This is a genomic window from Brevibacterium sp. LE-L, from assembly GCF_050214925.1.
GTDB lineage: Bacteria > Actinomycetota > Actinomycetes > Actinomycetales > Brevibacteriaceae > Brevibacterium.
The window spans coordinates 1,197,133-1,218,848 of the sequence record NZ_CP189759.1 but is presented as its reverse complement, the minus strand read 5'-3'; the positions used below and the strand labels follow the sequence as shown (position 1 = coordinate 1,218,848).

Below are 21,716 nucleotides of genomic sequence, written 5' to 3'. Positions count from 1 at the left end.
CCGAACCCACACCCCACACACCCCGCGCGGTGGCCATCATCCCGGCGCGCGGCGGATCGAAGGGCATCCCGCTGAAGAACCTGCAGAAGGTCGCGGGAGTCTCGCTGCTGGCCCGCGCCATCAACGCCGCCCAGGCCAGCCCCAGCATCAGTCGCGTCGTCGTCTCTACCGACCACGACGGCATCGCGGCCGAAGCTCAACGCGCCGGCGCCGAGGTGGCCCACCGTCCCGCCGAGATCGCCGGCGACACCGCGACCAGCGAATCCGCTCTCATCCACACGCTGTCGACCCTCGACGAGGACTTCGACATCACCGTGTTCATGCAGTGCACCTCCCCCTTCATCGACTCCGCCTCGATCGAGAACGCCGTCCGCACGGTCCGCGACGACGAGGCCGACGTCGTGTTCTCCGCCGTCGAGGACCACTCGTTCCTGTGGCGCCTCGACGACGATGATGCACAACAGGCCGTGGCCGTCGGACATGAGGCAAACTTCCGTCCCCGCCGCCAGGACCGAGCCAAGCACTTCAACGAGACCGGCGCCTTCTACGTCATGCGCACTGCTGGCCTGCTCGAACACGAACACCGCTTCTTCGGCCGCATCGGCATCGAGGAAGTCCCTCCCGAGCACGCCCGCGAGATCGACGACATGTCCGACCTCACCCTCGTCCGCGCCATCGCCTCCACCCAGGAGACTGCCCAGGTCATCGACGTCGACGCCCTGGTGACCGACTTCGACGGCGTCCACACCGACGACGGCGCCTACGTCGACGAGGACGGCAACGAACAGGTCCGCGTCCACCGCGGCGACGGCATGGGCATCTCCCGCCTCGTGAAGTCCGGGGTCCCGGTGATGATCCTGTCGAAGGAACGCAACCCGGTCGTGACCCGTCGCGCTGAGAAGCTCAACGTCGACGTCGCCCAGGGCATCGACAACAAGGCCCACATCCTCAACGCCTGGATCGACACCAACGGTCTCGACCCGGCCCGGGTGGCCTACGTCGGCAACGACATCAATGACCTCGAAGCCTTCGACGTCGTCGGCTGGCCCGTCGCCGTCGCCGACGCCCACCCCAAGGTCCTCGCCGCCGCCCGGGTGGTCCTAGACCGCCCCGGAGGCAGAGGCGCCGTTCGTGAGGTCTGCGACCTCATCCCGATCCCCGCCGAGGCGGCCGGCTCCCCTGCCGGCCCGACCCTGACCTCGCTGCGGACCGCCACAGGACACCCATCGACCTTCACAGACAGCCAACCGTCCACCCAGCAGCAACGGTCGTTGCTCACCAACCACGCAGCCTCGGCGCGTGCCAACCGAAAGCAGGTTTCATGACTGATCAATTCGTCCCCGTGGCCATCGGAGAACACCTCGTCGGCCCGAACCAGCCCGTGTACATGATCGGTGAGATCGGCATCAACCACAACGGAGACGTCGACATCGCCAAACAGCTCATGGACGTCGCCGTCACCGCCGGTGCCCAGGCTGTGAAATTCCAGAAGCGCAACCCCGAGGTGGCCGTCCCCGAACACCAGAAGTCGAAGATGCGCTCGACCCCGTGGGGCGAGATGACCTACATCGACTACAAGCACCGCGTCGAATTCGGCGTCGACGAATACACCGAGATCGATCGCTACGCGAAGGAAGTCGGACTGCAGTGGTTCGCCTCCCCGTGGGACACCGACTCCGTCGACTTCCTCGAGAACGAATTCGATGCGCTGTCCTACAAGGTCGCTTCGGCCTCACTGACGGACTTCGAGCTCCTGCGGGCCATCGCCGCCACCGGCAAGCCCGTCCTGTGCTCCTCGGGTATGTCCGACTGGGAGACCCTCGACCGTGCCGTCGAGGTCTTCGATCGCGACAAGCTCGTGCTCATGCACGCCACTTCGACCTACCCGCTGCCGCCCGAAGAGGTCAACCTCAAGGCGATCCCGGCCATGCGGCAGCGCTACGGAGTGCCCGTCGGCTACTCCGGTCACGAGCTCGGCCTCGAGGTCTCCTTCGCCGCCGCCGGCCTGGGTGCGGTGACCATCGAACGTCATATCACGCTCGACTCCTCGATGTGGGGCTCGGACCAGTCCGCGTCGATGGAGCCGCGCGAGTTCGCCTCGCTCGTCAAGGGTGTGCGCGTCCTCGAATCCGCGTTCGGCGACGGTCACAAACGCGTGATGCCGGGCGAGGAGTCGAAGATCGATTCGCTGCGCAAGGTCACGGTCTGACCCTCACCTGACACCCGACAGAGTCCGGACGCAAGCGCTGATTCGGCGCCATCACCTCACCGAGGCGGTGGCGCCGCTTCGCGTTCCCTCGCCGTTGGCAGGCTCGGTCCCCTCTACTCTCGCCGAGGTGGCCGAGCCGTATCTCGCCGAGGTGGCCGAGCCGTTATCGTCAGCGTCGACGAATCGCGGTGAGCCGGCGGATCCTCCACCCGATTCCGTGCCGAATCTTCCGGGCGAGGACTCGTGCCACTTCACCGGCAGTGCGGCCGCGCTCGGCTTCGAGGGCCTGACGGGCGTGTTCTTCCGCGGCGGAGATATCGGCGATCCGCTGTTCGAGTTCGACGGCCTCGGCGCGATGCCGTCGGGATTCGGCGAGCGCATCATCACGGTCTTCCTCGACACTTCGCAGTCGCGCCCGGGCTCGCTTCCGAACATCGTCGAGGGTCTGTGTGTGCTCTCGTCGGGCATGGGCGAGATCGCGATCGGCCCGAGCGAGGGCGCGAGCCTGCTGAGCCGCGACCTCCTCGGATTCGGCGATGGCAGCGACGTGGAACTCCTCGGCACGGATGTCCTCCGCGGCGCGCAGAGGCGAGCCGGCAAAGCCGTCCCCCGCGGCGCGCAGAGGCGAGCCGGCAAAGCCGTCCCCCGCGGCGCGCAGGGGCGAGTCGGCAAGCCCGTCCCCTACCGGACGCAGAGGCGAGCCGGCGAGGCTGTCCCCTGCTGTGCCCACGGGTGCCTCGGCTCGGCCGGGCAGAGACGGCGTCGGGTGGGACCGCGCACGCAGCGAGTCGCGGATGCCGGCGAGATTCTCCGCAGTGATCGTCGCAAACCGGGCACGGGTGTCGGCGAGGTCGGCCTGCAGCTCGGCACCGTGCGAGTACGCCTCCTCGAGGCCAGAGACCATCCGGTCGGCCAGCACATCGGCCGCCTCGGCGCGGTCCAACGCCGAACCTATGGGCAGCAACGCCGAACCCATGGGCAGCATGGAGGCGGCCGAATCCGCACCGCCCGCCTCGGCGACGGGTCTCGTTCCCTCCGGCCCGACCGGCACCACGAGCTCCGGGTGACCGATGTCGGCGGCGAAATAGCCGAGCTTCGCGTGCAGATCCAGGGAGACCGGGATCGAGCCGACCCCGAACGGGATCATCTGTGCGTGCCCGCGCCCGCCGAGCACATACGGAACCGAGGCGAAGAACTCGAGGCCGGAGAAGAACCCGACGTCATGGCCGTACAGTCGCACCTCTTCGACTCCGGCCACCTCGGCGACGATCCTGGCCGAGACCGCGGCGTCGTCGGGATGGAACGGTGTGCTCAGCACTGTCCACCCCTTGTCCACGAGGATCCGCGCGGCACGCACGGTCGCCTCGTGGATGGTCGTCGCGTCGTATCCGGCAGCGATCTGCCGCGCGTGGACGAGCATCTGGATCGCCACGGTCTTCTCTCGCGGGTCGGGTCTCCGCCCGGCCAATGGCGCGTACAGGTGATCGAGGATCGTCGTCGGGCACGGCTGGAACGCGATCCGCTCCCGCTGTCCCAGCACTCGGCTCATGGTGTCGATCGATCCGGTGTTGCGCAGGCCGAAGAAGGCCGACCGGTCGAGCACCTGTCCGACGTGGGTGCGCATGAGTTCGTCGAACTCCGGCTGCCCGGGGAACCTGTTGTCCCCGACCGCGTAGACGATGAGGGGCACGTCGAGGGCGGCGAGCGCCTCGGCGGAGATCTTCCACTGCCACCCGGACAGCCGGTTCGGGTTCGTGTCCTGGAGGAACAGTCCTCCCCCGCCGATGACGACGGCATCGGCGGTGGCGTTGATCCGGGCCACGGCCGCCTCGTCGACTTCGCGTCGCAGTGCCGCCGCCGAGGCGAACGTGAAGTTCGGCTCCGCCTGCCCGGAATCCGTCCCGCCGAGGACCCGGAAGGCGTCCCTGACCACCGGGAACAGTGCCTTGTCGCCGAAGTTGCCCCAGGTCGGGATGTCGAAGTGGAAGAGTCGCAGGCTCCGCATCGGCCAAGACTATGGGCGGCGGAAGAACACCAGGTGAACGAAGGCGAACATTCCCGGACACCTGCGCGCCACTTTCCGTTCTCTTCTCACTTCTACGATCGTTCGGACGTGCCAGCAGCCCACCCGGGCCGGCACCCGGACCACTCGGGCCGCCGCCCGGACACCGCGGAGGGGTCAGGTCCGCCCGTCCCCTCCGGCTCGCGAAAGGACCACATGCCCCCACCAGTCGTCAGCGTCGTCATCGCGGCGAAGGATGCCGAGGACACCCTCGGTGGAACTCTTCAGAGCCTGGTCAACCAAGACTTCGCCGCCAACGAACTCGAGGTCATCGTCGTCAACGACGGTTCGACCGATGACACTGCCGGGGTGATCGGCGAGTATGCCGATCGGCTCAATCTCGTCGACATCCACAACCCGGAATCACGTGGGGTCTCCACCGCCCGCAACATCGCCCTCGAGGCCTCGACCGGACGCACCATCACCTACCTCGACGCCGACGACTGGTACGCCCCCGGTCACCTGCGTTCGCTCACCGACGCGATCACCGGACTCGGCGTGGATTTCGTGAAGACGAACTACCTCATCGTCAACGGCTTCAATCGGAAGCTGCGGCGGGCACCGTGTGCCAAGCACAACACGGCGCTGGACCCGCGCGACCACATCCTGCCGCATGACGCCTCGACGATGGTCGACTTCCCCGAATGCTGGACCGGCATCTACTCCCGGTCCATGGCCGTCCACGGGCTGCTCGACTTCAGCCCGGACCTGCGCACCTGCGAGGACCGCCCCTGGACGTGGCGTCACCACCTCGAAGCCGATTCCTTCGCCGTCGTCGACACGGCGGGCCTGTGCTATCGGAAGGGCAGCACCACCTCGTTGACGGCGATCTTCGACGAGCGTCAGCTCGACTTCATCCCCGCCTTCCGTTCGGTCTTCGCGATGCTCGAAGCCAGACCGGAGTTCCGCCGCTTCGAGCACAAAGCCGTGCGCAACTTTCTGTCCATCCTCTACTTCCAGATCGTCAACCGCGGCTCGTCGATGTCACGGGAGGTGCGCGAGAAGCTCAACCTCGGCGCGGTGCACACGCTCAAGACCATCGGCGACGACGTCATCGACCTCGCGCTGACGAATTACGGCGAACGCCGGCTGCCCGTGATCGACCCGATCGTCAGGAGGGCCCGCTGATGACCCAGATCATCGAGATCTCCACCCAGTACCAGCTCGCGAATCTGTCCGCTCTCATCCGCGCGGGCCGCCTCGGTGATCCGCAGCGGCGCCGGATCCTCGTCGTGGCGAACAATTCCGTCGCTCCCGAGCTCACCCCGGCTGCCGATGCCATGCCCGGGTCGGCGGGGCTGCTGAGTGACTTCGACCTCGTCATCGATTGGAACGCCACGATCTGGCCGAACCATCCGAAGGCGTTCGGCATCTCCGGCGAACGCGCCCCGATCATGGAGCGTGCCCTGCGCCGGGAGTGGGACATCGCCGAGGCAGAACCGCTCGAACTCATCGTCGAATCCCTGCCCAGCCACCCGGCCGGCGCTCTCACGCAGATCTTCGCCACCGCCGATATCAGCGTCCACTCCGACGGACTGATGAGCTACGGTCCGATCCGCAATCCGCTCACCCTGCCGCAGTGGCAGCGGCTGCGGGCGATCTGCTACACGGATCTGCTGCCGGGCATCACTCCCCGTCAGCTGGCCGAACACGAACCCGAGCGGGTGGTGCTGCCGGCAGCGGACCTCGCCAAGGTCATCGACGACATGACCGCCGAGGTGGCCGATGACTTGGCCAGCGCCCGCCTCGATGCGCCGATCGAGTCCAGTGCCCTTGTGCTCGGGCAGTACCTCGCGCAGCTCGACCTCATCACGGCGGAGGAGGAACTCGACCTGCACCTGCAGATGCTCGACGTGGTCAAGACCGCCGGCTTGAGCACGGTGGTTTTCAAGCCGCACCCCACCTCGGCGCGGACGACGATCGGACCGCTGCGGCGGCGCAGTGAGGAACTCGGACTCGATTTCGTCCTCGCCGATGTTCCGCTGCTCGCCGAGATCGTCGTCTCCGCCACTCGCCCCGAGCTCGTCGTCTCCTGCTTCTCGACCGGGCTGGCGACCGCGAAGGGACTCTACGGCTGTGCGACCGCGGCCGTCGGCACCATGGAGCTGTTGGCCGCACTCGCGCCGTATCAGAACAGCAACCGCATTCCGCTGACGATCATCGACGCCCTCCACTCGGGCAGGTATGCCCTCCCGGGCACCCTCGCCGAGGCGGGGGCCGGGTCAGGTGCGCCCGCCGGACCCGGTGCGCCGCGTGACCTCAATCCGCTCATCGATGCCGTCACGTACTGCATGCAGTCGAAATCCGCCTCGTATCTGCGGCAGAAGGCGATCGACTTCCTCGACGGTGCGGTCGGCGGACCGGATATGAAGTACTTCAAGCGCAAACGCCTGACCGCGCTCGATCTGCCCGGGCGGCTGGAGATGCCCCGGCATCGGAAGACGCTCAGCGCTGCCAAACAGCGACTGATCTCCCAGGCGAAACGCACACAGCACGTGCTCAAGGACTACGGCATCACCGTCGATACATCGAAGCTGAGGAAGAATGGCTGAGCTGCTCATGGCTGAGAATACTGCGACGAACCCGAAGAAGACCCAGAAGACTGTCGAGACAACGGTCGAGAATACTGCCGAGACGACAGCGGAGAATACTGCCGAGAAGAAGGGCACCGGGCTCGCCTCGGTCGCCTTCGTCGAATCCCCTCTGCAGTTCCTCTCCGCTCTCGAATCCCACGAGCCGACCGAGGATCTGCTCATCCGAGCGCGGGCGAGCGCGAAGGGGATGACTTCCTTCCTCGACGCCTTCGACACCGACTGGCTGCCGAAGAACGTCCGCCTCGAACGCGACGGAGCGAAGCCGAAACTGCTGCGCAAGACGCACTTCGATCGGATCTACCTCGGCGATGCCTGCTCCGGTCAGGTGCACAAAGCCTTGGCGCTTGCGTATCTGGAGCGTCGCATGCCCGAGGTCGTCATCCTCGACGACGGTCTGGCCACGTATTCGACGATCGAGATCCTCACCGCCAAGCGCGGTCCCCTCGTCCGGCCGCGGCAGAAGCTCAAGGCCTCCCGCACGGTCATGGCCGCGCACGTCGCCGACCGGCTGCGGGGTCTGGCGACGGTGGGCAAACTGCGTTGGCATACCGCACTGCCGGTGGCGAAGCCGTTGCGCACAGCGTTCCTCAAGGTCGGGGGCGAGATCACCCGTCACAAGTTCGAACACCTCCAGACCCTGCCTACCGGCGGCAGTCACCCGCGTGACAACCCGGTCATCGGTTCGTCACTGGCCGCCGATGGGCTCATCGACGCGATGGCCTACCGGGCGTGGGTCGGTGACATCATCGACGCCCACGGGTCGATCACCTACTACCCGCACCGACGTGAGACCGAGGAGTTCCTCGCCGATCTCGCCCGCGATGATCGGGTGCGGATCAAGAATCTCGGTCTCCCGATCGAGCTGCGGCTGATCAACCTGCCGCCGGATTCGACGATCCGCAGCCTGCCTTCGACCGCCGCGGTGTCCTTGGCGGTGCTCAATCCGGAGGTCACCATCGACGTCACCGAGATCCCCGCGAAGTGGTGGACCGGGGCCTCGCCCGATAGTCTGCGACAGTCCCTCAACGCCCAATCGGTCAAGGCTGATGACGATTCCTGAACCAGCGGATCCCTACTCCAGTGGGCCTGTCCTGCCTCCGCGCCGATCACAGGGCTCCGAGCCGATCCGCATCCTCTCGGTCTCCGACAGCGAGTCCTATCTCAAGTGGGCGACCCAGCTGTTGTCGACCCTTCCGGATGTCGAGGGCCGAGTCTTCCTCATCGACAGTCCGATCCTGCCGACCGACGAACAGATCGCCAGCGCCGTCGCCGGCACCGATTGGCAGCACCGCGAGATCCCCGTCATCTCCCGCACCGACCTCGCCCAGATCATCGCCGACCACTCCCCCGACATCGTCCTCGGCGCCGCCACCGGACCGATCGTCGCCCAGGTCTTCCTCACCGCGCACACCCGCGCCGACCGCCCCGCGCTCGTGTCCGGTCTGCCCGGAATGGGCCTGCCGGCCAGCCGCAAGGGGATGAATTATCGCCGGCTCATGGATGCCTTCATCGCCCATTCGACCGCCGAGGTGGGCGCGTACACCGAGGCCAGCACCGCTGCGCAGGTGCCCTGTGAGGTCCTGCTGGCCCGCCTGCCGATGTTGCGATCGACCTCGGTTCCGCAGGTCAGAGACTCAGCGAGGATCCCGCAGTCTCTGATCTTCGCACCGCAGGCGAAGGTACCGCAGTCGGCGGAGGATCGCACCGCGATCGTCGCGGCCCTCGCGGATTTCGCTCACCGCCATCCCGAGTCCAGGACCGTCATCAAGCTGCGATCCCGTCCCGGCGAGTTCGAGACCCATCACGAGCAGCACTCCTACGTTGAGATCCTCGATGAGCTTCGCGAACAGGGCCGGCCCGGCGCTGATCGCGTCGAGTTCGGGTTCGGGCCCCTCGATGAGTTCCTCGTCCCCGGGGCCGGACTGGTCACCGTCTCCTCGACCGCGGCACTCGAATCCATCGATCGCGGCATCCCCACCCTGCTAATCTCGGACTTCGGTTTCAGCGCCGAGCTGCTCAACGAGGTCTTCGCCGACTCAGACGCCACCGGCACCCTCGCCGAGGTGGCCGCCGGGTCGATCGGGTTCCCCTCCCCTGAATGGCTGGTCCGCAACTACTTCCATCCCGTCACCGGTGCCCTGCGGCGTCACCTGGGGCTGCTCGCACTGCGGGCCCGGACCGGGCAGCTGCCGAACCGCCGATCGGCGGTGCTCAGGCAGAAGCGTGTGCTCATCCGTGCCGAGCTGCGGACCGTGACCCCGGCCCCTCTCGTACGCACCTACCGCAGGCTGCGCTACCAGCGCTGAGGCTCTCCCAGCTCGGGCTGACCGCCGAGAAACTGCCTGGCTGCCGAGACCCGGGTGCAGGCCGCCGTGACTCGACGCTCCTCCCGTTTTTCGGTGGTGCTGCAGAACTCAACCCTGGTCGTCGGACCCCTCGATGAGTTCCTCGTCCCCGGTGCCGGACTGGTCACCGTCTCCTCGACCGCGGCACTCGAATCCATCGATCGCGGCATCCCCACCCTGCTAATCTCGGACTTCGGTTTCAGCGCCGAGCTGCTCAACGAGGTCTTCGCCGACTCAGACGCCACCGGCACCCTCGCCGAGGTGGCCGCCGGGTCGATCGGGTTCCCCTCCCCTGAATGGCTGGTCCGCAACTACTTCCATCCCGTCACCGGCTCCCTGAGCCCGCTCGCGCTGAAGGCCTGGACGCCGAGGCACTGGAAAGACTCAGCCACGTTGACGCCATCTGTAGAATCCGGGAATGACCGAGTTCGCCCTCTTCTGCGTGCCAACGCTCATCTACCTGGTTGTGCAGTCGCGCGGAAGGGACCGGAGCCTGGACACTGCCCGACGTCGTGTCGGGATCGATTGGGGGTCTCCTGCAGCGTACGAGTGGGCCCTCGTCCTGATGCTCCCGCTTGTGGTGGCTGGTTGGCTCATCGTCGTCCTGGTTCCCGCCGAAGTGCTAGCGCTGCCTGGAGTCACGAACATGCAGGTGACAACCCTCGGCGCCGTCATCGGAATCGTGCTTCGCGCCCTGGGCGAAGAGGTCTTCTTTCGAGGTCTGCTCGGCGGCATATTGATCCGTCGACTGGGCTTCGGCTGGGGCAATCTGCTGCAGGCCCTGATGTTCCTCCTGCCTCATCTGGCGCTGCTGCTGGTGGACGTGCGAATGTGGCCGATCATTCCGATCCAGTTCGCAGCCGGTTGGCTGCTGGGCTGGCTGCGCCATCGGACGGGAACTTTCGTGCCAGGCGCGGCTGTCCATGTGCTGCAGAACATCGCCGCTGGACTCATCACGGCCTGAGTGAAACACCAATGAAGCGAACACCATGGTGCTTTTCCAGCCATGCTGGTCTTCAGGCCAGAGGCTTGACCATCAGCAGTTCTCGACCAAGTCCTCCGGCTGTCTCTGCGCCCATTCTCTCGCTCAGTTCGAAGCCGTGCCTCTGATAGACGGCCATCGCCCTGTCGTTGCCTGGAGTCAATGCGAGCCACAACTCTGCGGCGACCTTTCGCCCCCAATCCGTGACTCGCTCGATCAGTGCGTCAGCTGCCCCTCGCCCACGTGCTCGCGGAGCGACCCACATGGACACCAGTTCTGCTGTCCCGTCTGCCTTGCGCACGCCACTTGCTATACCCAAGGGTGCGGCCCCGTCACTGACATCCTCCGCGATGAGATTGAATTCCACGGAATTCAGTCGGGCTCGCCAGCGGCTCTCAGGAGCGGACTCCCACTGCTCGTATGTCGATTCGAATGCCGACGGAGATTCGGCGAGTGCCTGCAATCGGACGTCACGCCACAGTTCCCACTCATCGGTCGAAATCTCCCTGATGCGGAAAGTCACTTCGCGAGGCATGAGTAGATGATCGCACATCTCAGCTCCGGTCGTCGGGGACTCGGCTCGGCTCCTCCAAGGGCACGACCACCTCGGTGTCGGGGGCTTCGTCCTTGAAGACCCAGGTGCGGTAGGCGTAGAAGCGGAAGAGCATGGCCAGGCCGATGCCGATGACGTTCGTGGAGAGGTTGTAGGTCAGCTGATCGCGCATGTCGAGCAGGTACCAGGTGACACCGAGCGGGATGACCGAGATGACCATGCCGGCGAGGTTGACGGCGACGAAGAGGACGATCCCGCGCACGTTCGACGGGGTCTGTCGGTCCCCGTAGGTCCAGAGTTTGTTGCCGATCCACACGACGATCATGGCCAGAATCGTCGAGATGATCTTCGACTTGATCGGACTGCCCTCGAGCAGGGCGGGGATCGGACCGATGCCGTAGGCCAGCAGGTTCGACAGCCCCACATCGACGATATAGCCGAACCCGCCGACGGTGAGGAACTTGAAGGCTTCCACCGCGAGGCGTCGAAGGCGGGCCGATGCAGACTCTTTCATGACTGCCCCCAGTCTATGCGGCGAAGTTCTGCACTCTCTGCAAGCCAAGCCGGGCGGCGTGGCCGCACACTCAGGGCCGCACACGTAGGGCCGCAAGCGCAGGGCCGCACACGTCTGGCCGTGCCAGAGCGCGTGCGCGGCCCCACTGTCTCACCTGCCGTTTCCTACTTCACGTATTTGGGGAAGTCGGCCGGCTCGCCGGGTTGGGCCGCTCCACTCATGTCGATGCCGTAGTCGCGAGCGAATTTGAGCTCCGTGCCGGTGTAGATGCCCTCTTCACGCTCGTCCAGGGTGAAGACTCGGGCTCCGCGCAGTCGATTCCTGTCTGCTCCTTCGAGACCGTAGGGCGCGAAACCGGTCGCCGGGGAATAGCCGAGCTCGATGCCGTAGTAGCTGCCGGTGTAGCTGTTGATGTGATCGTGGCCGACGTAGAGACCGCGGATGTCCCCGCGATGGAGCATCGCGTTGAACATTCCGGAGTTGAAGGGACCGGGACACTCATCTTCGTTGCGTTCCCCGACGATCGAATGCTTCTTCTTCGCGCGCTCGTGGTCTGCGTCGCTGCGAGAGTCGATGCTCGCGAACCACATCGCCCGGTGCTCGTGAAGCGCGATATGCTGGAACACCAGCCCGGGCACCGCGGCTCCGCGGCGCTTCTCGAGCTCGCGGGAGGTCTGTGCATACCATTCGACTTGATCGAAGCGCAGCCAGTCCCAGTCCGGGTAGCCTTCGAAGCCCTGGCCGGCGATCTCATCAGGTGCATAGCGACCGGAATCGAGCAGCCAGACGGCAAAGGCGTCCTTCTTTCCCTGTCCCGAGGCGATGGTGATCACCTGGTTCGACGTCCCGGTGACATCGGCACCGCGGGCGTTGAGATTGTGCCGATACTGGCCGATGAAACGGATCATGTCCTGTTCATCGAATCCGGTTTCACCTGTGCTGTCCTCGTCATGGTTGCCGAAGGTCAGCGCCCAGGGGATGCCACGCTCTTCCATCGGCAACACGACGTTGTTGATAGCCTGCTTGACCTCGTGGACACTGCTCGGTCCCCCGTCGATGACGTCGCCGTTGATGACGACGAAGTCCGGCTGCACATCATCGAGTACGGCTTCCTGAAGCTCGATGGTGCGCCGATCGGTGCGATGAGAGTCCTGCGTGTCGTTGAACTGCACGATCGTGAAGCGACCGTATTGCGGGAACTCGAGCTCACCACGCACGACCCCCGCACCTTTCCCCTGCCCATTCCCGTTGCCGCCCCCGGGCTTCGCGACGGCCTCGCCGGCCCCCGTCACGGCCATTCCGGCACCCAGTGCCGAGGCACCCGCGGCCTTGAGCATGCCGCGTCGGTTCCATGCTGCCGGTCCCCGGCGAGCATCGGCCGCCCCTGAACCGCGCCCGATTGCATCTCGATTCCTATCGCCGGTGCCGTTGTCTGCCATGTCCAGGGACTCTCCTTGCTCGATTCGATTTCACCGGCGGCCGCCGGTCACGAGAACACAACCTAGGCAGTCGTTATGGCCTCAAGGTGAATTGTCCGTGACCGAAACATGAGGAGGTCGCCGACGTGAAGTGACTGTGCTGTCCGACGGCGTGACTGCGCTGCTTCGCGGTGCGCCCGCGCCGCGCCGCCACATCGCCAGTGCGAGCACCACGGCCGCACTCACCGCCAAGGCCGGCCAGAAGGTGTACCGGAAATGGTTGGCCGGGACGATCGGGAAATACCCGAGGATATAGCACAGCGCCGAGGTGGCCAATAACGTGATCTCGGGCCAAAACGTGCGTGGAGACTCGGACGATGCGTGGACGACCGAAGATCTTCCGTGCGCAGACTGCTCCGCAGACCTTCCGTGCCCAGACTGCGCCGCAGCTGTTCCGTGCGCCGATATCACGGCAGAGCCCCCGCGTGTCCGCTTCCGTGCCCGGCCCGCGAGGCCGAGCAGGACGACGGCGACGAGGGTCCAGAACCAGGGGGTGAACAGCATCGGGAACGTGCCCAATGCGAAGTCCTCGACAAAGGGGCGGACGATGAAATCGGCCTTGGGGTCCCCCTGCTCGATGCCGGCCCGTGTCGCTGCATAGTGCCACTCGTCGGGCCAGTATTCGACGCCGGAGCTGAAGAAGTAATAGGAGAACACGGCTGCGCGATATTCGGCATAGCGCAGCGGGTGGGTGATCACATGGTCGAGCCACAGTTGCCTGAGCGCATCCTGGTGGGCGATCGGTGAGAAGTCCTCTCCGCTCTCCCCTTTGCCGAAGCAGTTCCAGTACGAATCCCAGATCTCACCCTTCGCCCAGCACTTCTCACGAGCCGTACTGATGTGGTCGGTGAGCTCGGTCGGGGCGTCGGAGGCTTTGAGTTCAGCGTCGGGGACGGAGAACATCACGTCATCGAGGAAGATCTGGGAGATCTGCCCGGTCTTCTCCACACCCACCTGCGAAGCGATCGTCGCGTCGGTGACCTTGACGCCCGCGCCGATGAGGACGAGCACGACCAGCGAGATCACTGCGGTGAGCAAGACCGGACGCTTCTCCGCCCGTCCTCGACGCCTCCGCCACAGACTGCCCAGGCAGTACGCGCCGTAGACGGCGATGGGGACGACGGCGAAGATCGCGTTCTTCCGCACTGCGACTGCATAGACGAGCAGGACCAGCGCCGGCAGCCACACCGGCCAGGCTTTGGGCACGAAGCGGGTGATGGCAATGAGCAGAACAGCCAGCAGCAGCGCCACAGCCATCTGCGTGTCCTTCCACAGGGTCGTCATCTGCGAGATGACCCAGGGCGTGAACATGATGGTCGGCCCCAGCAGCGACACCCACTTCGGCGCACCCGAACGATGGACGAGCACCCCGACCAGCCAGGAGGCGGCAGCCAGCATTCCGACCTGGAGCACGAACAGGCTTCCCGCCTCACCGGTGATCCCTATGAGACCCCGCCACAGCACACCCATCACAGGCGGGTGCCAATCGGTGAAGGGATGCTTCCCGGTGGCCTGCAGGTACTGCTCGACGATGTCGACGTTGGCGCGGCCCGGATAGTACAGCCGAATGAACACCAGGGACCAGGCCAGGGTGAGCAGCGCCAGCAGTACGTCCCACATGAGAGCTGAGGCGCGCGCCGTGCGCCGAGGTGTACGGGAGAGGCCGGCGCCGATACCCCCGGTGGTCAGGAGGAGGCGAGGGGCCCGCTGTTTCGGATCGCTCATGAAGCCAATCGCGTCCGCACCTGCTCGGCGAGCCGATCGTCGCCGTCCCCCGGCAGCCCCGGCGTCCGTCGCTGGCCGACGGCAAACCCGCTGACGGCAGGCAGGCTGAGGTAGACCAAGCGTGAGGTCTCCCGTCTCGCCCGGCGCAGCCCGTCCAAGGTCAGCCCGACACTGCCGAGCAGGAAGGCCAGGCCCATGAGCGCGGTGGCGAGGATCGCGGTGGGGAACCGCGGCACCAGTCCGGTCTGCCAGAACTCCCACACCACGGGCAGACCGAACACGAGCGAGACGGCCGCGAGCAGCACGGTGAGCGTGCCGTAGAACAGACGCGGTCGTTCGTGCCGGACCAGCGCCGAGATGAGCCCGAGGATGCGCAGCCCGTCCTTGACGGTTGAGAGTTTCGACTCGCTTCCGTCGGGTCGGTCCCGGAAGTCGACGGCCACCTCGGTGGTGGGAAGGCGCAGAGACATCGTGTGCACGGTCAGCTCGGTCTCGATCTCGAACCGGCGGCTGATCGCGGGGAACGACTTGACGAAACGCCGGGAGAACACGCGGTAGCCCGAGAGCATATCGGACACCTGCGAACCGAACAGCCATCCGGTGAGTCGGTTGAACATCTTGTTCCCGGCCTCATGTCCGGGCCGGTAGGACGTGGTCTCCTGGTTGTCCTGGCGGACCCCGAGCACGTGGTCGTAGGGCCCGGTGATGAGGGTTTCGATCATCTCGGGCAGGTGGGCCGCCTCGTAGGTGTCGTCGCCGTCGATCATCACATAGATGTCAGCGTCGATGTCGGCGAAGGCCCGCCGGACGACGTTGCCTTTGCCCGGGGTGTTCTCTCGGCGCACGATGGCTCCTGCCGCGGCGGCGTGCTGCGCGGTCCGATCGCTCGAGCAGTTGTCGTAGACGTAGACCGTGATCCCCGGGACGGCGGCTCTGAGGTCGCCGACGACCTTGGCGACGGTGATCTCCTCGTTGCGGCAGGGAACGATCGCCGCTATTCTCACCGGTTCTGCGTGCATCTCCTGCCCCCTTGAGGTGTGGGCGCTCCGGTCGTGGTGTGGTCTCTCGGGTCGAGTCCGGCCCGGTGCGCAGATGAGTCGATTCCACTGGTTTACGCCTCGGACATGGACTGCGGGTTACGGGACGGGAAATAGCAATGCACCCTCCCCTGAGCATGCGCAGAAAGCGTGGATCCGCGTGCCGGCGGGCGCGGCCCGAAGAGTATGCGCTTGGTCACGAACTCCCGGTTATGCGTCCTTTTGTGACATCTTCCTGTGAGCTCTGCGTCGTTCCTTGTCATCCTGAATCGTCGGCCTTACTGGACCGTAGGTCGACCCATCCCCATTTTTCGCTGTCCACCACCGTGCGCGGCGACCCTCAACCACACGAGGAGGCGCCTGTGATCGAACTGCGCGCACTGCGGAAGGTGTTCGGAGACACCGTCGCCCTGGAGGAGATCGACCTCTCGGTCCCTGCCGGAGAGATCCACGGCATCGTCGGGCGCTCCGGCGCCGGCAAATCCACCCTCATCCGCTGCCTGGCCGGACTCGAATCCCCCACCTCCGGCACCGTGTCGATCGACGGTGCCGACATCACCGACCAGACGGGACCGAGCCTGCGCGAGGCGCGCCGCAGCATCGGCATGGTCTTCCAGCACGTCAACCTCCTCGACTCGCGCACTGCGCTCAAGAACGTCGCCCACCCGCTGCAGATCGCCGGTGCGCCCAAAGCCGAACGGCTGGCCAAGGCCCGTGAGCTGCTCGAGATCGTCGGCCTCGGCGACCGCGCCGACAACTACCCTGCCCAACTCTCCGGAGGACAGAAGCAGCGCGTGGGCATCGCCCGGGCGCTGGCGGCCGAACCGAAGGTGCTGCTGTGCGATGAACCCACCTCGGCGCTGGATTCGTCGACCACGGAGCAGATCCTCACCCTCATCCGCTCCCTGCGCGACCGGCTGGGCATCACCGTCCTCATCATCACCCACGAGATGTCCGTCATCCGCGAGATCTGCGACTCCGTGACGCTGCTGGCCGACGGCAAAGTGGCGAAGACCGGGAAACTCGCCGAGGTGATCGCTGAGCCCGGTTCGGCCCTGGCGAAGGATCTCGTCCCCCTCCCACCGGTCGGCATCGACGATGGAGCCAGCCGCCTCGTCGAGGTGTCCCTGGCCGGCACCGACCTGCCCACCGTGCTCACCGCCGCGCAGAAGGCCGGAGTCAGCGCCGAGGCGATCCTCGCCGGAGCCGTCGAGACGATCGAAGGCCGCCAGATCGGGCGCCTGCGCTTCACGGTGGCTTCGGCCGACCAGTCGACGGGCCTGATCAGCGCGCTGAAGGCCGATGGAATCTACGCGGAGGAGGCTGCCTGATGAATGACCCCATGTGGTTCGACAACCCCGCGATCACGGATCAGATGTGGCCGGCGACCATCGAGACCCTGCTCATGACCGCCTGGTCGACCGGACTCGCCGTCCTCTTCGGGCTGCCCCTGGGCATCTGGCTGTTCACCGCCTCGAAGGGCGGACTGAACTCGAACCAGTTCGTCTACCGGGTGCTGTCCTTCATCGTCGACGTCACCCGCTCGATCCCATTCATCATCCTCATCATCGCGCTCATCCCCTTCGCCCGCTTCGTCGTCGGTTCGGCACTGGGGTGGCAGGCGACCGTCGTGTCACTGACCATCGGTGCGATCCCCTTCTATGCCCGGCTGGTCGAGAACTCGCTGCGTGAGGTCTCCGAGGGAAAGGTCGAGGCGGCACTGATGATGGGCGCCTCGAACCGGCAGGTGGTCCGTCAGGTCTACGTCCCCGAGGCGAAACCCGGTCTCATCGGAGCCGCCACGGTCACCTCGGTGACTCTGGTGTCCTACACCGCCATGGCCGGTGCCGTGGGCGGCGGCGGACTCGGTGCGCTCGCGATCTCCTACGGCTACAACCGCTACCAGGGAGACACGATGATCGCCTGCATCATCGTCCTCGTCCTCATCGTCACGCTCATCCAAGTCATCGGCGATCGTCTGGCCCGCGCGGTCGACCACCGCTGAGCCGCCTCGGCGCGGGATGTCTCCCACAGCAGACCGCGGCCTCCCCTGAACCACTGACTTCAACCCACACCACACATCAAGGAGAATCATGAAGACCAAGCTCATCGCGATCGCAGCGAGTGCGACCCTGCTGCTCTCGGGCTGCGGCCTCGTCGGCGGCGGCACCGATTCCGTCGGCGAGAAGGACGGCGACCTCACGAAGCTCACGGTCGGTGCCACACCGGTCCCGCAGGGCGATATCCTCAAGTTCGTCGACGAGAACCTCGCCGAGGATGCCGGCCTCGACATCGAGGTCACCGAGTACACGGACTACACCCTGCCGAACAAGGCACTCAACGACGGCGACATCGACGCGAACTACTTCCAGCACAAGCCCTACCTCGATTCCGAGGTCGAGGGCCAGGGTTACGAGATCACCGCCTTCGATCCGATCAACCTCGAGCCCTTCGCGCTGTTCTCGAACGACATCAAGGATGTCGACGACATCCCGAAGAACGCGAAGATCGGCATCAACAATGACCCGTCGAACCAGGGTCGGGCGCTGAAGATGCTCGAGGACGCGAAGCTCATCACCCTCAAGGACGGCGTGGACGCGGTCGACGCGAAGCTCTCCGACGTCGAGGACAATCCGAAGAACGTGAAGTTCGTCGAGGCCGACGCCGCGCAGCTGGCACGCACCCTCGAAGATGTCGACGCCTCTGTCATCAACGGCAACAACGCCCTCGAGGCCGGACTGAACCCGGCCGAGGACGGCATCCTGCTGGAAGAGGCCGAGGACAACCCGTACGGCAACTTCCTCGCCGTGCGCACGGAGAACAAGGACGACGAGAACATCAAGAAGCTCGACGAGCTGCTCCACTCCCCCGAGGTGAAGAAGTTCATCGAGGACAAGTGGGCCGACGGCTCCGTCCTCCCCAGCTTCTGACCCCAATTTGCTACCTGACGGCGGCTCTGCAACCTGGCGTGGACTGGTCCCGGAAAGTTGGACTGCTTGGGTCAGCATAGTTGATAGACATGCTCACCATCCTTGGCGGTCTTGGTCCGATACTCCATCGGGGCAAGACCGCCAAGTCGTGATGAGGATCGTTCGTAGTTATACCAATGAATGTATTCCTCGACCGCGGCCTTGAGATCCTCGATGGTGTTAAAGGATTCCAGATAGAACATCTCGGACTTCAACTGCCCGAAGAAGTTCTCCGCGACCGCGTTATCCCAACAATTCCCCCGCCTGGACATCGACGCCTGCGCACCATGATCGGCCAGGATCGCCGCCCAGGACACGTGCTGATACTGAAACCCCTGATCGGTGTGCACCAGGGGTGCCTGCCCGGGGCGCAGCCCCTGACAGGCCCGGGTCAGTGACTCATTCGTCAACGCCGTATTCGGTGACGTCGACATCGTGTACGACAGCACTCCACGGTCGAAGAGATCAATGACGGGTGACAGGTACAGTTTCCGGTCTTCAACAGCGAATTCCGTGACGTCAGTGACCCACTTCTGGTTCGGTTCCGCCGACTCGAAGTCCCGGGCAAGGACGTTATCGGCGATGGTCCCGACCGTCCCGCGGTGAGAGTTGAATTTCTTCTGCCGCACCCGGCTGAGCAGACCCAGCTGACGCATCAGGACCAGCACCGTCTTCTTCGACACGAACACTCCGGTCTTGGCCAACTCGGCCCGCACCCGACGGTGCCCATAACGTCCACGAGTCCGGTCGACGATGTCCTGGATGAGGGTCTTCACGTGGGCGTACCGGTCGGGTTTGTCCCCGAAGCGGTTCTTCTGGTGGTAGAAGAACGTCGACCTTGCCAGGCCTGCGATCTGTAGCAGCATCGCCAGCGGATAGTCAGCCTTGAGGCTGGCAACAATGCGTGCTTTCACTGCTGCCCTTGTTGCCTCAAGGCCCGAAGTTTTTTTAAGTACGCGTTCTCTGCTTCGGCCCGCAGCAGGCGGTCTTGAAGCTGTCGGTACTCAGCCAGACTGATGTCCTCAGCACTGGTCTTCGGCGCCAGCACATCCGGTTGCGACGGGTGTGGGTGCGCATCGGGGTCCTCACCCTTGTCGATGGCGCGTATCCGAGCCGTTTCACCCTTCGCAGTTGAGGGCTTCGGGGCGAATGCGTCATCGCCTTTGTCACGGTATTCCTTGGCCCAGTCGACGACCGGTCGAGATGAAGCCAGGCCGAGTTCCTGAGCCAAGGCGACTTTGTGTTCGCCGGCGAGATAGCGTTTGGCGGTCGCGATCTTCGTCTCTCGGGTGACTCGACGTGGCTGGTGGGGTTTCATGACCGCCATTGTTCCACGCACTAACCAGCGGTCATGGAGGAGTTTGAGTGTGGGTTTGTGCACGGCGAGTCTCGTGGCCGCAGCAGAGTATCCGTACCCGTGATCGAAGAGTTCGACCGCGGCTTGGGCTTGCTCGTCGGTGATCAGACAGTTGTGACGCATGGAGTGGTCCCTTCAAGTTGTCCTGTGTTAATCACAGTCCAACTTTCGGGGACCACTCCAGCGCCAGGTTGCAGAGCCGCCGTCGGGTTGTTTGGGGAGGGGCGCGACGGGGTGAGGCCCGCAGCTGGGACAGCGGAGCAAGCACAGCGCGCCCTCAGTGCGCACCCTTCCAATGCGGGCTGTACATGATTCCGAGCACATTGCCGAAGGGATCGACCACCGAGGCGGTCACGAACTCCGGACCCCGTGGTGTCACCGGCATATGCACTGTCGCGCCGCGGTCGACGAGATCTGCCACCGCTGCCTCGACGTCATCGACGTGCCAATAGGTCACCGAGCTGCTTCCCGGAGCTGTCCCCTCGGGCGAATAGGCCCGGTCCATGATTCCCAGCTCGTCTTCGTCGGGCCCGATTCGGAATTCGACATAGGCCGCCGGCCCCTCTGCAGGCTGGCGGAAGTAGGGCTCGATGCCCAGATAATCCGAATACCAGTTGACGGCCGCCGCCACATCATCCGCGGTGAGCACCATCGTCGTCAGTCCCTGGATTCCATTCATGGCTCTGCTCTTCTCTCTTCATCGCCGTCCGGCCTCGCAGGCCCACAATCGCAGCACTATTTCCCTGACGGCTCCTCATCCACCCGGCCGGATGAACAGTTCTCACTTTTCCAGCCAAAGCGATCACCTTATGATCACTTTTATTGAGATACTTCAGGTATGCGCGCAGACCGGCTCATCGCTCTCGTTCTCTTCCTGCAGTCCCGCGGGAAGGTGACCGCCGCCGAGGTGGCTGCGGAGCTCGACGTCTCGATTCCCACGGCTCGCCGCGACCTCGAGGCCCTGTCCGCAGCCGGAGTGCCCGTCTACGGACAGCCCGGCCGAGGAGGGGGCTGGCAGCTCGTCGGAGGAGCACGTACGAATCTCACCGGGCTGACAGAGCACGAGTCAAAAGCGCTGTTCTGGATGCTCGGCACCGCCGGGCTCTCCGATCCCGGAACGCGGGCGGCCACACGCAAACTCGTCCACGCCCTACCCGCGACGCTGCAGGACGAAGCCGAGATCCTCGCAACGAGAATCCACTACGACCACACCGCTTGGGGCGACCATCCGCGAACCGGTGAGCGCAGCGAGATCCTCCACGCCCTCCGCTCCGCGCTGGTAAATAGACGAGCCCTTCACATCAGATACACGAGGCGCGACGGCACCTCTGACGAAACCATTGCACGACCTCTGGCCCTCGTGGCGAAAGCCGGGACCTGGTATCTCATCGCCCACCCGCAGCACGACGACACACCGCGCACCTATCGGACTGATCGAATCAGTGAGGCCGAGCCGGTCGACACGAGCCGCGAACAGCCGTCGGATCGAACCGAGCGCCGGATCCGACGCGCGACCGTTGACGATGACCGCTTCGACCTCGAAGCATTCTGGACCGCCCATGTCGACGAAGTCGAGGCGCTGCGCTCGTCCGTGATCGCCAGGGTTCGATGCCCCAATTGGGCAGTGCCGATCCTGGCCGCTCAGTTCGGAAGGTATTTCTCCGTCATCGACCACGGCACAGAGTCCACCACCGCCGAGGTGGGGGCCAATCTCGTCATCGCCCTGGCCGAGCAGTTGGCCGGGTGGGGACGCACGGTGGAGGTTCTCTCCCCGCGCGAACTGCGAAGCGAACTTTCCCGAATCGGCGCCGAACTCAGCGACCTGTACGCCGAGCACACTGCAACGACCGGTGAACGGTGACCTGTGTCCACCGCCGATCCCGACCGATGC

20 protein-coding genes and 1 pseudogene are annotated in these 21,716 nt (G+C 65.2%); 12 read left to right on the top strand and 9 right to left on the bottom strand.

What is annotated here, in order from left to right; genetic code table 11:
- The first annotated feature begins 29 nt into the window (after window positions 1-29).
- Together ACQE2J_RS05470 and ACQE2J_RS05465 are read left to right on the top strand one after the other, a co-directional pair.
- Window positions 30-1,325 carry a cytidylyltransferase domain-containing protein gene (locus ACQE2J_RS05470; protein ID WP_426937496.1) on the top strand — a complete coding sequence of 432 codons (1,296 nt, stop codon included), beginning with the start codon at window positions 30-32 and terminating at the stop codon, window positions 1,323-1,325.
- The gene (locus tag ACQE2J_RS05465) at window positions 1,322-2,209 is read left to right on the top strand and encodes an N-acetylneuraminate synthase family protein (protein WP_426937277.1); all 888 of its coding nucleotides are present in this window, start codon (window positions 1,322-1,324) and stop codon (window positions 2,207-2,209) included. Before ACQE2J_RS05470 ends, ACQE2J_RS05465 begins: the two co-directional genes overlap by 4 nt.
- Window positions 2,210-2,378: 169 nt before the next feature.
- On the opposite strand, the gene ACQE2J_RS05460 is transcribed toward ACQE2J_RS05465, so the two are convergent.
- Window positions 2,379-4,214, bottom strand: coding sequence for a polysaccharide pyruvyl transferase family protein (locus tag ACQE2J_RS05460; protein ID WP_426937276.1), 1,836 nt, complete (start codon window positions 4,212-4,214; stop codon window positions 2,379-2,381).
- 213 nt (window positions 4,215-4,427) lie between these two features.
- Here ACQE2J_RS05460 and ACQE2J_RS05455 point away from each other — a divergent pair, with 213 nt between their 5' ends.
- From ACQE2J_RS05455 to ACQE2J_RS05430, 6 genes and pseudogenes are all read left to right on the top strand, one after another.
- On the top strand, window positions 4,428-5,399 hold the full coding sequence (locus ACQE2J_RS05455; RefSeq protein WP_426937275.1) for a glycosyltransferase family 2 protein: 972 nt from the start codon (window positions 4,428-4,430) through the stop codon (window positions 5,397-5,399).
- Window positions 5,399-6,823: a polysialyltransferase family glycosyltransferase gene (locus ACQE2J_RS05450; RefSeq protein ID WP_426937274.1), complete on the top strand. Its 1,425-nt coding sequence runs from the start codon at window positions 5,399-5,401 to the stop codon at window positions 6,821-6,823. The genes ACQE2J_RS05455 and ACQE2J_RS05450 overlap by 1 nt, the downstream gene beginning before the upstream one ends.
- Window positions 6,816-7,925: a hypothetical protein gene (locus ACQE2J_RS05445; RefSeq protein WP_240689875.1), complete on the top strand. Its 1,110-nt coding sequence runs from the start codon at window positions 6,816-6,818 to the stop codon at window positions 7,923-7,925. Before ACQE2J_RS05450 ends, ACQE2J_RS05445 begins: the two co-directional genes overlap by 8 nt.
- A complete protein-coding gene (locus ACQE2J_RS05440; protein WP_426937273.1) occupies window positions 7,912-9,171 on the top strand; it encodes a DUF6716 putative glycosyltransferase in 1,260 nt (419 codons plus the stop codon). Before ACQE2J_RS05445 ends, ACQE2J_RS05440 begins: the two co-directional genes overlap by 14 nt.
- A gap of 54 nt (window positions 9,172-9,225) precedes the next feature.
- Window positions 9,226-9,525 (top strand): annotated as a pseudogene (locus ACQE2J_RS05435) (DUF6716 putative glycosyltransferase); the annotation flags it as partial.
- A gap of 103 nt (window positions 9,526-9,628) precedes the next feature.
- The gene (locus tag ACQE2J_RS05430) at window positions 9,629-10,174 is read left to right on the top strand and encodes a CPBP family intramembrane glutamic endopeptidase (RefSeq protein WP_426937272.1); all 546 of its coding nucleotides are present in this window, start codon (window positions 9,629-9,631) and stop codon (window positions 10,172-10,174) included.
- 52 nt (window positions 10,175-10,226) lie between these two features.
- Here ACQE2J_RS05430 and ACQE2J_RS05425 read toward each other — a convergent pair whose 3' ends face one another.
- The 5 genes from ACQE2J_RS05425 to ACQE2J_RS05405 all read right to left on the bottom strand — a co-directional run bounded on the left by ACQE2J_RS05425 (window position 10,227) and on the right by ACQE2J_RS05405 (window position 15,481).
- Window positions 10,227-10,727 (bottom strand): GNAT family N-acetyltransferase, encoded by a 501-nt coding sequence (locus ACQE2J_RS05425; RefSeq protein ID WP_426937271.1) that lies wholly within the window; start codon window positions 10,725-10,727, stop codon window positions 10,227-10,229.
- 19 nt (window positions 10,728-10,746) lie between these two features.
- A complete protein-coding gene (locus tag ACQE2J_RS05420) occupies window positions 10,747-11,259 on the bottom strand; it encodes a GtrA family protein (protein ID WP_426937270.1) in 513 nt (170 codons plus the stop codon).
- A gap of 164 nt (window positions 11,260-11,423) precedes the next feature.
- Entirely contained in the window at window positions 11,424-12,698 is a 1,275-nt protein-coding gene (locus tag ACQE2J_RS05415) for a metallophosphoesterase family protein (protein ID WP_426937269.1), read from the bottom strand.
- 81 nt (window positions 12,699-12,779) lie between these two features.
- The gene (locus ACQE2J_RS05410; protein ID WP_426937268.1) at window positions 12,780-14,462 is read right to left on the bottom strand and encodes a hypothetical protein; all 1,683 of its coding nucleotides are present in this window, start codon (window positions 14,460-14,462) and stop codon (window positions 12,780-12,782) included.
- Window positions 14,459-15,481, bottom strand: a complete 1,023-nt coding sequence (locus ACQE2J_RS05405) for a glycosyltransferase (protein WP_135540366.1) — start codon at window positions 15,479-15,481, stop codon at window positions 14,459-14,461. The genes ACQE2J_RS05410 and ACQE2J_RS05405 overlap by 4 nt, the downstream gene beginning before the upstream one ends.
- A gap of 380 nt (window positions 15,482-15,861) precedes the next feature.
- On the opposite strand from ACQE2J_RS05405, the gene ACQE2J_RS05400 reads away from it, so the two are divergent.
- From ACQE2J_RS05400 to ACQE2J_RS05390, 3 genes are all read left to right on the top strand, one after another.
- Window positions 15,862-16,830: a methionine ABC transporter ATP-binding protein gene (locus ACQE2J_RS05400; RefSeq protein WP_426937267.1), complete on the top strand. Its 969-nt coding sequence runs from the start codon at window positions 15,862-15,864 to the stop codon at window positions 16,828-16,830.
- On the top strand, window positions 16,830-17,504 hold the full coding sequence (locus ACQE2J_RS05395) for a methionine ABC transporter permease (protein WP_135540370.1): 675 nt from the start codon (window positions 16,830-16,832) through the stop codon (window positions 17,502-17,504). The genes ACQE2J_RS05400 and ACQE2J_RS05395 overlap by 1 nt, the downstream gene beginning before the upstream one ends.
- Window positions 17,505-17,592: 88 nt before the next feature.
- On the top strand, window positions 17,593-18,429 hold the full coding sequence (locus ACQE2J_RS05390; protein WP_426937266.1) for a MetQ/NlpA family ABC transporter substrate-binding protein: 837 nt from the start codon (window positions 17,593-17,595) through the stop codon (window positions 18,427-18,429).
- Window positions 18,430-18,500: 71 nt separating this feature from the next.
- Here the strand turns inward: ACQE2J_RS05390 and ACQE2J_RS05385 are convergent, their stop codons facing one another.
- The 3 genes from ACQE2J_RS05385 to ACQE2J_RS05375 form a co-directional block, all read right to left on the bottom strand.
- The gene (locus ACQE2J_RS05385; RefSeq protein ID WP_135811190.1) at window positions 18,501-19,382 is read right to left on the bottom strand and encodes an IS3 family transposase; all 882 of its coding nucleotides are present in this window, start codon (window positions 19,380-19,382) and stop codon (window positions 18,501-18,503) included.
- Entirely contained in the window at window positions 19,379-19,948 is a 570-nt protein-coding gene (locus tag ACQE2J_RS05380) for a transposase (RefSeq protein ID WP_135811191.1), read from the bottom strand. Before ACQE2J_RS05380 ends, ACQE2J_RS05385 begins: the two co-directional genes overlap by 4 nt.
- A 154-nt stretch (window positions 19,949-20,102) precedes the next feature.
- A complete protein-coding gene (locus ACQE2J_RS05375; protein WP_135810850.1) occupies window positions 20,103-20,504 on the bottom strand; it encodes a VOC family protein in 402 nt (133 codons plus the stop codon).
- 159 nt (window positions 20,505-20,663) lie between these two features.
- Between ACQE2J_RS05375 and ACQE2J_RS05370 the strand changes: the two genes are divergently transcribed.
- Window positions 20,664-21,686 (top strand): helix-turn-helix transcriptional regulator, encoded by a 1,023-nt coding sequence (locus tag ACQE2J_RS05370; RefSeq protein WP_135810851.1) that lies wholly within the window; start codon window positions 20,664-20,666, stop codon window positions 21,684-21,686.
- Window positions 21,687-21,716: the final 30 nt, after the last annotated feature.

Coding starts and splice junctions, on each gene's coding strand:
- ACQE2J_RS05465 (WP_426937277.1), top strand. CDS start 1,322: ATGACTGATCAATTCGTCCCCGTGGCCATCGGAGAACACCTCGTCGGC.
- ACQE2J_RS05460 (WP_426937276.1), bottom strand. CDS start 4,214: ATGCGGAGCCTGCGACTCTTCCACTTCGACATCCCGACCTGGGGCAAC.
- ACQE2J_RS05455 (WP_426937275.1), top strand. CDS start 4,428: ATGCCCCCACCAGTCGTCAGCGTCGTCATCGCGGCGAAGGATGCCGAG.
- ACQE2J_RS05450 (WP_426937274.1), top strand. CDS start 5,399: ATGACCCAGATCATCGAGATCTCCACCCAGTACCAGCTCGCGAATCTG.
- ACQE2J_RS05445 (WP_240689875.1), top strand. CDS start 6,816: ATGGCTGAGCTGCTCATGGCTGAGAATACTGCGACGAACCCGAAGAAG.
- ACQE2J_RS05440 (WP_426937273.1), top strand. CDS start 7,912: ATGACGATTCCTGAACCAGCGGATCCCTACTCCAGTGGGCCTGTCCTG.
- ACQE2J_RS05430 (WP_426937272.1), top strand. CDS start 9,629: ATGACCGAGTTCGCCCTCTTCTGCGTGCCAACGCTCATCTACCTGGTT.
- ACQE2J_RS05425 (WP_426937271.1), bottom strand. CDS start 10,727: ATGCCTCGCGAAGTGACTTTCCGCATCAGGGAGATTTCGACCGATGAG.
- ACQE2J_RS05420 (WP_426937270.1), bottom strand. CDS start 11,259: ATGAAAGAGTCTGCATCGGCCCGCCTTCGACGCCTCGCGGTGGAAGCC.
- ACQE2J_RS05415 (WP_426937269.1), bottom strand. CDS start 12,698: ATGGCAGACAACGGCACCGGCGATAGGAATCGAGATGCAATCGGGCGC.
- ACQE2J_RS05410 (WP_426937268.1), bottom strand. CDS start 14,462: ATGAGCGATCCGAAACAGCGGGCCCCTCGCCTCCTCCTGACCACCGGG.
- ACQE2J_RS05405 (WP_135540366.1), bottom strand. CDS start 15,481: ATGCACGCAGAACCGGTGAGAATAGCGGCGATCGTTCCCTGCCGCAAC.
- ACQE2J_RS05395 (WP_135540370.1), top strand. CDS start 16,830: ATGAATGACCCCATGTGGTTCGACAACCCCGCGATCACGGATCAGATG.
- ACQE2J_RS05390 (WP_426937266.1), top strand. CDS start 17,593: ATGAAGACCAAGCTCATCGCGATCGCAGCGAGTGCGACCCTGCTGCTC.
- ACQE2J_RS05380 (WP_135811191.1), bottom strand. CDS start 19,948: ATGCGTCACAACTGTCTGATCACCGACGAGCAAGCCCAAGCCGCGGTC.
- ACQE2J_RS05375 (WP_135810850.1), bottom strand. CDS start 20,504: ATGAATGGAATCCAGGGACTGACGACGATGGTGCTCACCGCGGATGAT.
- ACQE2J_RS05370 (WP_135810851.1), top strand. CDS start 20,664: ATGCGCGCAGACCGGCTCATCGCTCTCGTTCTCTTCCTGCAGTCCCGC.